This window comes from Dellaglioa sp. CoH-56-MRSF-10 (assembly GCF_056782175.1).
On the sequence record NZ_JBXAYF010000002.1, the window covers coordinates 351,760 to 362,829 of the forward strand.

An 11,070-nucleotide genomic window follows, 5' to 3' on the forward strand; every position below is an offset into this window, starting at 1 on the left:
CTTTGAACCAGAATTATTATAACACCATGTTAATCGCTTACATAATATTTTGAAGTTTTAATTCAAATATTGTGACGAAGACTGAAAATACGCTTCTACTGATACCATACTGTTTACTAACTTACGTCTTCAATTTAGTTCCCATTAACTATGTTTAAACGGTTTAAATTTTGTATTAAAGTGGAAATTTAATCATAAAAATACCCCTAACGTTTTTCAACATTAGGGGTATAGGTTACATTATTTTTTACAAATGATTACATATTAACGATACTTTAAAGATGATAAATCTTTTAAAAAAAGCCATCCTAAATGTATATTAGTATCATACAAGTATATAAAATTAATTATTTACTTGATCAATTCGTATATTCCTTCAGCATATATGGCAGCAGCTTTCAGCACGTCATCTAAAGGAATAAATTCATTGGCCTGATGCATTGTATCAGGTACACCTGGGAACATTGCACCAAAAGCAACACCACGTTTTAGGAGACGACCATACGTCCCACCACCAACGACTAAACCTTCAGCTTTTTCGCCAGTTTGTTTCGTATAAACACCTAATAATGTTTTAACCAAAGGATCTTCTGGTGAAACGTAATGAGGTCCTTGTAACCTACCTGCTTCAATTACAACATTCATTTCATTTGTTACATTTTCAAGACCACGTTTAATATCTACTTCCGTCATACCTTTAGGGAAGCGGAAATTCAAGGCAATTTGTCCACCTTTATCAGCTTTAAATGTGAAAATTCCAGAATTCATCGTTAAATCGCCCATGATATCATCAGTGAAGGCAATACTAAAGTTGTTCATACGTGAATCTCTGTGTAAGTAATCAGCAGCCAAACGAAGATAGTTAGCAGCATCCCCACCAAAATTAAATTGGTTCAAGAATAATGCCAAGAAAGTTCCGGCATTTTCTCCATTTTTAGGTTCTTGTGCATGGGCTGCTTTTCCTACCATCGAGATAGTCACAATATCATTATTGCGTTCCATTTTACCTGTAACAATATTAGCAGCAATAAAATCGTTAAATACTTCTTCCATCTCAGCGCCGTCTTCTGTTTTAATAACAGCTTTAGCATCGCGAGGAACCATATTTTCACGGAGGCCAGCATCAAATTCAAGCAATTGATCCTTATCTCCATTTGATCCTTTAAAGTTTAAGAAGTAAGTAATATTTCCCTTTTCACCATTAATGATTGGGAAAAATGCATCTGGTGAAAATCCAAAATCAGGTTCAGGCATATTTTCAAGGTAATGAGTCATTCCTCTCCAACCACTTTCTTCATCCGTTCCAATAATAAATCGAACTTTTTTAGAAACTGGTAATCCTAATTCTTGAATGATTTTTAAACCATAATATGCAGCCATTCCTGGTCCTTTATCATCTGAGGCACCGCGAGCATAAATTCGACCATCTTTCACGACTGGTGTGAATGGATCAGTATCCCAACCGTTACCAGCAGGCATAACGTCAACGTGAGCTAAAATACCTAACGTTTCATCCCCCTCACCAAATTCGATATGTCCGGCTAAACCATCAAGGTTTAATGTTTCAAAACCATCACGCGTTCCAATTTCTAAGAATTTATCTAACCCAGCTTTAGGTCCTGGACCTAAAGGTGCTTCAGTTGTTGCAATTGATTCATCACGAACACTTTCAATTTTTAACATTGCAAATAAATCTTCTAATAAGGCGTCTTGACGCTTTTCAACTTCTGCTTTCCAATCTATACTCATTTGAATTCCTCCTAAAATATTAGTAAGCCCATTTTATCACAAAATTTTAATAATCGGTATTTAAAAGCGTATTCAGTTAGATATATTGATAGACCTTACTACTCAATAAAGGAACATCAAAAACAAATAAAATAATAAAAAATTGCTGGCTAGTTACGCCAACAATTTTCTATTTGATTGATTCAATTTCTTCATCTGTTAAAGCACGATAGCGGCCTAACGATAGCGTTGGTTCTAACTCTAAAGTAGCCATTTTTTTACGTTCAAGTCTGATAACTTTCATACCGATAGCTCCAAACATTCGTTTGATTTGATGATACTTACCTTCAGTAATCGTAATTAAAACTTCTGAGATATTTGAATCACTATTATAAGATTCAACAATTAATTTTGCAGGTTTAGTTTGCATCCCATCTTTTAATAGCAATCCGGTTTCAAATTTAATCACATCGTCAGTAGTCACTTGCCCATCAACTTTAGCAAAGTACACTTTATCGATATGATGTTTTGGTGACAACATCTGATGACCTAATTGTCCATCATTTGTAATAAGCAATAGTCCAGTTGTATCCTTATCCAACCGTCCAACTGGAAATAAATCATCCCGATAATCGACGCTATTGAACAAATCCATCACTGTCTTTTGTTTCCTATCTTTAGTTGCCGTTAACACACCTGCTGGTTTATTTAAAAGATAATAATAATATTTTTGATAGTGAATTACATCACCATCTACCTGAATAACCGATTTTGATGGACTAACCTGAAGTTTAATGCTAGTGATTAACTCGCCATCAACAATCACTTTCTTCTGTTTAATAATTTTTCGAACATCACTTCTTGTACCAAATTGCGTTTCCGTCAAAAATTTATCAATTCTCATTTTAAATTAAACCTCACTTAATTCTCAATCTACGGCGTAATCCAGCAACCCGTTCGCCCAATATTTTGTCGGCTAATCTTGTTTTTAAACTGAAGTAAATATATATGTAGCCACCTAATCCAGCGGCAGCAATAATTGTGATAATTGCACTAATTCGGCTGTCTATTGGTAAAAATAGATAAGCAATTTTTACTACTATAAATGCGGTAAAAAATGTTATTAGTGCATAAAGCATCATTTTATTTAATCTTGTTTGTATTAATTTTACATTTAAATGGAACATTTTGTGTAATGAGCGAATCATTAGCCATGAACTTACGCCCATCCCGATCCCTGTAGCTGCTAATGGCCCAAAGGCACCTAACCAAGCTACTAATGGATATTGAACAATTAATTTAACTACCACTCCAACGACAAAATATATAATTGCTTTTTTATTTTGATAAACACCTTGTAAAATAGCAGAAACAACTGTGAATAATCCTAAGAAGATTGATTCATACGCTGAAAATTGTAAAACATAGATTCCAACTGGATCATACCCATAGAAAACAACATATAGTGGGTGAGCAACAGCTGCCATCCCTAAGGCACAAGGTAACATTACGAAAAAGAACAATTGTAAGGTGTCAGAAGTTTGTTCACTCAAAGCCTTTTTATCATTTCTTGTATATGCCTCAGATAATAACGGAATAGCTGTAATAGACATGGCAGACGCAATAGAAATAATAATCATAACTAATTTATTAGCATTAAAACTAAATAATGCCCACAGTTCATTTTGAATCGTTCGTGAGTAGTTTGTAACATGGCTCATAATACCAAAGAAGGTATACTGATCAATCAATCCAAAAATCGTAATGGCAGCGCCAATAATAATAAAAGGAATAGATTCCCTGATAACTTCTTTAATAATTTGTTTGGTAGAAATTGTTAACTTATTATCACTATTGGCAACTAATCGATCCAATTCTGGTTTTCGACGATAAAAATACCATACTAAAACTAGCATTCCGCCTAAGGCCCCAATAAAAGCCGCAAAAGTTGACTGCGTTACACCTGTAATATAACTACCATGACTAATTTTCATGATGATAAAAGTTGCGGCAAGCATATAAATAACTCGAGCAATTTGTTCAAAGAACTGTGAAATTGCTGACGGAGCCATTTCCTGATAGCCTTGAAAAAAGCCTCGTATTAAACTCATCATAGGAATAATCAATAATGCCCAAGATAAGGATCTAAAGACTGGAATCACATTCTTATCACCACTTGTAATGTATGGTGCGATAATCCATAATATTACTGCACAGACTACACCCATAATCGCCATTAAAGCCATCCCATATTTAAATAGGCGTCTTCCAATACCATATTCATTTTGTGCATTGTAATGCGCAACCTGCTTAGCTACGGCTGAAGGAACACCAGCAACAGCAATCATTAAGAAGAAACTGTAAACGTTATAACCCATACTATAAAGTGCATTAGCTTGTAATCTATCTGGTCCCAACCACATATTCCATGGAATAATATAAATTGCCCCTAAAACTCTTGAAAAAATACTACCAGCAGTCATCCAAGCTGATCCTTGCAACATCTTTTGTTTAGCGTCATTTTGTTCAGAAGCTGCTTGGCCCTCTACTTCGATATCTTCATCCATTACTTTTGTACCCTACTTTCTGATCATACTTAATCTTACCATTTTATAGCTTTTAAAATTCAGTTGCAATTTATTTTTTGAATTTTAACCAAAAATAAATAGGAACCACAAAATATCGATAATTTTGTAGTCCCCGTTTACTTAAATTAAAGCTTTAATTTGCGACAATATTAACTAACTTACCAGGGACAGCAATTACTTTTCGAATTGTTTTACCTTCAAGTTCTTCTTTAATTTTGTCATCATTTAAAGCCATTTTTTCTAATTCATCTTTAGTTGCATCTTTTGAAACCACGCTATGTTGACGCACTTTACCATTTACTTGTAAGACAATTTCAACTGTATTTTCAACAAGTTTACTTTCATCAAATATTGGCCATGCAGCATAACTAATTGATTCCTTATTTCCTAACAACGACCAAACTTCTTCAGCCATGTGTGGCGCTATTGGTGCAATCAATTGAATAAATCCTTCAACTTGTTCTTTAGCTAACGATTTAACTTTAAAAGCTTCATTAACAAAAATCATCAATTGTGAAATAGCTGTATTAAAATGAAGTGCTTCGTAATCTTCAGTTACTTTTTTTACTGTTTGATTATAAATCTTATCAAGTTCACCATCATTTTTATCAACAATAGCTGCGCTAATTTGATTATCTTCATCCATAATTAAACGCCAAATACGTTCAATAAATTTATGCGAACCATTTAACCCATCTTCGCTCCAAGCAATTGAGGCATCTAATGGACCCATAAACATTTCATAAAGGCGCAAAGTATCCGCACCAAAACGTTCAACGATATCATCTGGATTAACCACGTTACCTTTAGACTTAGACATTTTTTCATGATTATCGCCCAAAATCATCCCTTGATTAACTAACTTTTGGAACGGCTCTTTAGTAGGTACAACGCCAATATCGTACAAGAATTTATGCCAGAACCTTGCGTATAGCAAATGTAACACAGCATGTTCTGCACCCCCAACATAAACGTCAACAGGTAACCATTCTTCTAACTTTTTATGGTCAGCAATTTCATTAGGGTTATGTGGATCAATAAAACGAACAAAGTACCATGAACTACCAGCCCATTGTGGCATCGTATTCGTTTCACGTTTACCTTTACGCCCATTTTCGTCGACAACATTAATCCAGTCAGTTAAGTTGGCTAATGGACTCTCACCTGTTCCAGAGGGTTTAATATCCGTTGCTTCAGGTAATTCAAGTGGTAACTGATCTACAGGGACTGTTGTTGTTTCGCCATCTTCCCAGTGAATAATAGGAATTGGTTCACCCCAATATCGTTGTCTTGAAAATAACCAATCACGTAATTTATAATTTGTTTTCTTTTCACCAATGTTATTATCTTCCATCCAAGCAATAGCTTTTTCGATAGCATCAGCTTTCACTAAGCCATTTAAAAAACCAGAATTAATATATTTACCAGGTTCAGTATTTGCTTCATCAGTTATTTCAGGTCCTTCTATAACGGGTAAAATATCCAATCCATATTTAGTTGCAAATTCGAAATCTCTTTCATCATGTGCAGGTACTGCCATAACAGCACCAGTTCCATACGATGCTAGAACATAATCAGCAATCCAAATTGGTAATTTTTTACCATTTACAGGATTTATTGCGTAAGAACCAGTAAATACCCCAGTTTTATCTTTAGCTAAATCAGTTCTCTCTAAATCTGACTTAACTTCTATTTCTTTTTGATAAGCCTTAACAGCATCCTTTTGAGAATCAATAGTAATTTTATCAATTATATCTAATTCTGGTGCGACAATAATATAAGAAACACCATAAATAGTTTCAGGACGTGTCGTAAAGACATCAATTTTTATATCATCATGTTGATCGACTTTAAAGTTAACGCTAGCACCAGTTGATTTTCCAATCCAATTTCTTTGTTGCTCTTTGATGCTATCTGGCCAATCTAAATCGTCTAAATCTGAAAGTAAGCGATCAGCATAAGCAGTAATTTTTAAGACCCATTGGCGCATTGGTTTTCTGACAATTGGGTACCCGCCACGTTCTGTTTTACCATCAATAACTTCTTCATTAGCAACAACAGTTCCTAAATCAGGACTCCAGTTAACGGCAACTTCATCTTCATACGCTAAACCTTTTTCATATAATTTTTCAAAAATCCATTGTGTCCATTTATAATAATCAGGATCAGTCGTATTTAACTCACGACTCCAATCATATGAAAGTCCCAAGGATTTAATTTGACGCCTAAAATTATCAGTATTCGTTTTAGTAAATGCTTTAGGGCTATGTCCAGTATCAAGTGCATACTGTTCAGCTGGAAGACCAAAGGCATCCCATCCCATTGGATGTAAGACATTAAATCCTTGCATTCTCTTCATTCGAGCCAAAATATCTGTAGCCGTGAAACCTTCTGGATGTCCAACATGAAGTCCTTGCCCGGATGGATACGGAAACATATCTAATGCATAATAATTTTTCTTTTCAGGATCTTCAGTCGTTTTAAATGTCTGATTTGCATCCCAAAATGCTTGCCATTTTTGTTCGATTTCTTTATGGTTATATGCCATGTGTATTACTTCCTTTCTGATTATATATACAAAAAAGTCCTATAGAAGATAAACTTCTATAGGACGAATTTTCCGCGGTACCACCTATTATTCCAGTATAAAATACTGACTCTTTTTCATAACGTGAAATAACGTTCGCACCTACTACCGTTCAGTGAGAAAACTCAAGGATGAGTTCAAATAACCAACTATGTATATTTCCACTCCCATATACTCGCTGAAATAGTTAGTTACTTTACTAGTTCCTCTTAATCGTTTTATATTATTTTTAGTGTAGCAAACGAACCCTGTTATTGCAAATAATCTTTAGTCTTTTTATCGAATAAATTAATAATAATTGCAAGAATTACAATAAAAATACCTGCTATATATATCCCATGAAGACCTTGATACAAAACTTCACGTAATTTTGGTATTAAATGTTGCGGTAGTTGGTTAGCCGTTTGCGGATTAATTAAAATATCCATCATGCTGTCCTTTGTTCCAGGTGTTTTTACTATTTCCTTATGCATTTGTGTATTAAATATGATCCCAAAGACTGAAATCATTAATGTTTGTCCTAATGTACGACTTAAAGTATTAAATGATGTAGCCACACCTACGTCAGCCTGTGGTACTAAACTCTGTGCAGTAACTGTCGTAGTTGTAATGGTAATCCCAAATCCAATCCCTAGTACAGCCGAAATGATAAAGAAAAGATAAAAAGGTGTATTTATAGGCAAAGTACCTAGTGCAATGGCACCCACTAAAATAAAAAATAGACTAATCGATAAAACTTTTTTTGGTGTCCAAGCTGCCATCATACTTCCAGCAAAAAAGGAACCAGCTATCCATAAGATGGAACTGGGTGTTACTGCAAATCCTGCCATTGATGCTTTTAATCCTAATATTCCTTGAGTCCATGTTGGTATATAAACTTCAAATCCAATTAAAAATCCAGATATTAATGCTGCTACTACATTTTGAATCACAAATGTTCTATTATTAAAAAGTTTCAATGAAATAATTGGATCTTCAACTCTTTTTTCCCATTGAATAAATAATAAAAGCGACATAATAAATATAAAGAAAGAAATTAAAACAATCAGGTCTATACCATCATCGCCCCAACGTTGAAAACTATATAAAATAGATAAAATACTAAGCATTAATAATATACTGCCTAAAAAATCTATTTTTGAACTCATAATTCTTCGCTTTTCTTTGAAAAAAATTTGTATCATTGCTATCGTCACTAACCCAATAGGTAAATTAATGAAAAATACCCAGTGCCAATTAAGATGATCAACAATGAAACCACCTAACAATGGTGCAACTATTGACGCTATACCCCAAGCAGATCCGTTTAATCCCATTATTTTAGCACGTTTGTCCACAGAATAAATATCAGCAATTATAGTAAATGACACTGGCATTATAGCACCCGCCCCGATACCTTGAATAGCCCGCGAAATAATTAATGTGGCCATACTATTAGAAAATCCACAGAGAGTTGAACCAACCAAAAATATGACAAGACCAAAAATAAATACTGGTTTACGTCCTAAAACATCTGCGAGCTTACCGTATATTGGTGTCATCATGGCATTAGTTAATAAATATATTGAAAAAACCCAATTCATTAATGAAACACCATGAAGTTCACCAACAATAGTTGGCATAGCTGTTGAAACAATTGTTCCTTCAACGGCTGTTAAAAATGTTGCTACAAATATAGCAATTGTAACTAATTTTACATTTGTTTTTGAATTCATAAAGTACCTCCTAAATAAAAAATGACTCTATTAAAATGATATTTAATAAAGTCATTTTTTATTTTAATTTAATTCGTTAAGTAAACTTTTAATCTTATCTGTTTTTTCCCAAGGTAAGTCAATATCTGTACGACCAAAATGACCATATGCTGCTGTCTGTTTATATATTGGGCGACGTAAGTCTAACATTTCAATAATTCCTGCAGGCCGTAAATCAAAAATTTTACGAACAGCTTGAACTAAATCCAATTCGTCATATTTAGATGTACCAAATGTATTAATATTAATTGATACAGGTTGAGCAACCCCAATTGCATACGCAAGTTGAACCTCAACCTGTGATGCAATTTTAGCTGCAACTATATTTTTTGCAATATAGCGAGCAGCATAACTAGCTGAACGATCAACTTTTGTTGCATCTTTACCGGAGAAAGCACCTCCACCATGATGTGCATATCCACCATATGTATCAACAATTATTTTTCTTCCAGTAAGTCCAGCATCACCCTTTGGACCACCGATAACAAATCGTCCGGTTGGATTAATATAATACTTTGTATCTGAATCCAACAAATCAGGGTCAATAATAACTTTAATTACTTTTTCAATCATATCATCTTGAATTTGTTTCAATTCCGTTTTTTCATCATGTTGTGTAGAAATAACAACAGTGTCAATTCTAAATGGTTGACCTTTATCATTATATTCAACAGTTACCTGTGCCTTAGCATCAGGTCTTAAGTATTCTAATTCCTTATTTTTTCGTAAACTTGCAACACGTTGCATTAATTTGTGACTAATTGAAATCGGTAATGGCATGAGTTCCGGTGTTTCGTCTACCGCATATCCGAACATTAATCCTTGATCACCTGCACCAATCTGATCTAAAGGATCTAAATCACCGTTTTTAGTTTCTAAAGATGTATCAACACCTAATGCAATATCAGGAGATTGTTCATCTATAGCAACCATAACAGCACAATTATCACCATCAAAACCAACTTGTGAATTAATATATCCAATTTCCTTAATAGTTCGTCTTACTACCTGCTGAATATCAACGTAGGCATTTGTTGATATTTCACCAACTACAAGAACTAAACCAGTTGTTACAGTTGTTTCGCAAGCAACCCTAGCATTAGGATCCTTTTCTAAAAGTGCATCTAATATTGCATCACTTATTTGATCTGCAACCTTATCCGGATGACCCTCTGATACCGATTCTGACGTGAATAGATGTTTTTCAGTCATTTTTATCTCCTTAAAGTAAATAAAATTAAAAAAAGAACCTCAACTATAAAAGTTTAGGTTCCAATAATACCTGTGACGGTCCTAACCGGATTTGAACCGGTGATCTTCCGCGTGACAGGCGGACGTAATAACCCCTATACCATAGGACCAATTGCGGGAGCAGGATTTGAACCTACGACCTTCGGGTTATGAGCCCGACGAGCTACCAGACTGCTCCATCCCGCGATAATATTAAACTGACCCGTACGGGATTTGAACCCATGTTACCGCCGTGAAAGGGCGGTGTCTTAACCACTTGACCAACGGGTCATAACACGAAAAACGGAGAAGGAGGGATTCGAACCCTCGCGCCATTTTCACGACCTACACCCTTAGCAGGGGCGCCTCTTCAGCCACTTGAGTACTTCTCCATAAATTATTGATGGGCCTAAATGGACTCGAACCATCGACCTCACGCTTATCAGGCGTGCGCTCTAAACCAGCTGAGCTATAGGCCCAAAATCATAAAAGCGGGTGACGAGAATCGAACTCGCGACAACAGCTTGGAAGGCTGTGGTTTTACCACTAAACTACACCCGCAAAATATTATAAATAAATGGCGCAGGACAGAATCGAACTGCCGACACATGGAGCTTCAATCCATTGCTCTACCAACTGAGCTACTGAGCCATTAAACGGTCCTAACCGGATTTGAACCGGTGATCTTCCGCGTGACAGGCGGACGTAATAACCCCTATACCATAGGACCTTCGATGGAGGTTACAGGGCTTGAACCTGTGACCCTCTGCTTGTAAGGCAGACGCTCTCCCAACTGAGCTAAACCTCCAACATACACTATTTACTTTATATGACCCGTACGGGATTTGAACCCATGTTACCGCCGTGAAAGGGCGGTGTCTTAACCACTTGACCAACGGGTCAATTTGCAACGGAGAATAAGGGATTCGAACCCTTGAAACAGGAAACCCGTTTACATGATTTCCAATCATGCTCCTTAGACCAACTCAGACAATTCTCCACATTACAAAATAAAAACTCCGGCAGTAGGACTCGAACCTGCGACATCTTGATTAACAGTCAAGCGCTCTACCAACTGAGCTATGCCGGAATAAAATAATAAAAAAAGCATGGCAACGTCCTACCCTCGCAGGGGGCGACCCCCAACTACTCTTGGCGCTAAGAAGCTTAACTTCTGTGTTCG

6 protein-coding genes, 12 tRNA genes, 1 rRNA gene and 1 other annotated feature are annotated in these 11,070 nt (G+C 35.6%); all 19 genes read right to left on the reverse strand.

Translation table 11 applies throughout. The annotated features are described in order from the left end of the window. Nucleotides 1-351: 351 nt before the first annotated feature. A complete protein-coding gene (pepV, locus tag AC1RP4_RS03595; protein WP_481761156.1) occupies nt 352-1,749 on the reverse strand; it encodes a dipeptidase PepV in 1,398 nt (465 codons plus the stop codon). A 169-nt stretch (nt 1,750-1,918) separates the two neighbouring features. After that, nucleotides 1,919-2,632 carry a pseudouridine synthase gene (locus tag AC1RP4_RS03600; protein ID WP_481761155.1) on the reverse strand — a complete coding sequence of 238 codons (714 nt, stop codon included), beginning with the start codon at nt 2,630-2,632 and terminating at the stop codon, nt 1,919-1,921. A 13-nt stretch (nt 2,633-2,645) separates the two neighbouring features. After that, a complete protein-coding gene (locus AC1RP4_RS03605; protein WP_481761154.1) occupies nt 2,646-4,295 on the reverse strand; it encodes a putative polysaccharide biosynthesis protein in 1,650 nt (549 codons plus the stop codon). 154 nt (nt 4,296-4,449) lie between these two features. After that, nucleotides 4,450-6,864: a leucine--tRNA ligase gene (leuS, locus tag AC1RP4_RS03610; protein WP_481761153.1), complete on the reverse strand. Its 2,415-nt coding sequence runs from the start codon at nt 6,862-6,864 to the stop codon at nt 4,450-4,452. 56 nt (nt 6,865-6,920) lie between these two features. Next, nucleotides 6,921-7,126: a binding site (T-box leader), on the reverse strand. A gap of 28 nt (nt 7,127-7,154) precedes the next feature. Continuing rightward, complete coding sequence (locus tag AC1RP4_RS03615) at nt 7,155-8,618, reverse strand: MDR family MFS transporter (protein WP_481761152.1); 1,464 nt, start codon at nt 8,616-8,618, stop codon at nt 7,155-7,157. A gap of 63 nt (nt 8,619-8,681) precedes the next feature. Beyond that, nucleotides 8,682-9,869, reverse strand: coding sequence for a methionine adenosyltransferase (gene metK, locus AC1RP4_RS03620; RefSeq protein ID WP_481761151.1), 1,188 nt, complete (start codon nt 9,867-9,869; stop codon nt 8,682-8,684). 76 nt (nt 9,870-9,945) lie between these two features. Further along, nucleotides 9,946-10,018 (reverse strand) — tRNA-Asp (locus AC1RP4_RS03625). A 2-nt stretch (nt 10,019-10,020) separates the two neighbouring features. Continuing rightward, nucleotides 10,021-10,094: transfer RNA gene (locus AC1RP4_RS03630), tRNA-Met, on the reverse strand. A 12-nt stretch (nt 10,095-10,106) separates the two neighbouring features. Then, nucleotides 10,107-10,178, reverse strand: a tRNA-Glu gene (locus AC1RP4_RS03635). Between the two features lie 13 nt (nt 10,179-10,191). Further along, a tRNA-Ser gene (locus tag AC1RP4_RS03640) sits at nt 10,192-10,279 on the reverse strand. 12 nt (nt 10,280-10,291) lie between these two features. After that, nucleotides 10,292-10,366 (reverse strand) — tRNA-Ile (locus tag AC1RP4_RS03645). An 11-nt stretch (nt 10,367-10,377) separates the two neighbouring features. Further along, nucleotides 10,378-10,448, reverse strand: a tRNA-Gly gene (locus tag AC1RP4_RS03650). Between the two features lie 17 nt (nt 10,449-10,465). Further along, a tRNA-Phe gene (locus AC1RP4_RS03655) sits at nt 10,466-10,538 on the reverse strand. Between the two features lie 6 nt (nt 10,539-10,544). Then, a tRNA-Asp gene (locus tag AC1RP4_RS03660) sits at nt 10,545-10,617 on the reverse strand. Between the two features lie 5 nt (nt 10,618-10,622). Continuing rightward, nucleotides 10,623-10,695 (reverse strand) — tRNA-Val (locus AC1RP4_RS03665). A 22-nt stretch (nt 10,696-10,717) separates the two neighbouring features. Next, nucleotides 10,718-10,789: transfer RNA gene (locus tag AC1RP4_RS03670), tRNA-Glu, on the reverse strand. A 9-nt stretch (nt 10,790-10,798) separates the two neighbouring features. Then, nucleotides 10,799-10,887 (reverse strand) — tRNA-Ser (locus AC1RP4_RS03675). 17 nt (nt 10,888-10,904) lie between these two features. Next, a tRNA-Asn gene (locus tag AC1RP4_RS03680) sits at nt 10,905-10,977 on the reverse strand. A 17-nt stretch (nt 10,978-10,994) separates the two neighbouring features. After that, nucleotides 10,995-11,070, reverse strand: a 5S ribosomal RNA gene (rrf, locus tag AC1RP4_RS03685); the annotation flags it as partial.

What these genes read in the sequence shown, in the direction of transcription:
- pepV (WP_481761156.1), bottom strand. Translation starts at nt 1,749, where the DNA reads ATGAGTATAGATTGGAAAGCAGAAGTTGAAAAGCGTCAAGACGCCTTA.
- AC1RP4_RS03600 (WP_481761155.1), bottom strand. Translation starts at nt 2,632, where the DNA reads ATGAGAATTGATAAATTTTTGACGGAAACGCAATTTGGTACAAGAAGT.
- AC1RP4_RS03605 (WP_481761154.1), bottom strand. Translation starts at nt 4,295, where the DNA reads ATGGATGAAGATATCGAAGTAGAGGGCCAAGCAGCTTCTGAACAAAAT.
- leuS (WP_481761153.1), bottom strand. Translation starts at nt 6,864, where the DNA reads ATGGCATATAACCATAAAGAAATCGAACAAAAATGGCAAGCATTTTGG.
- AC1RP4_RS03615 (WP_481761152.1), bottom strand. Translation starts at nt 8,618, where the DNA reads ATGAATTCAAAAACAAATGTAAAATTAGTTACAATTGCTATATTTGTA.
- metK (WP_481761151.1), bottom strand. Translation starts at nt 9,869, where the DNA reads ATGACTGAAAAACATCTATTCACGTCAGAATCGGTATCAGAGGGTCAT.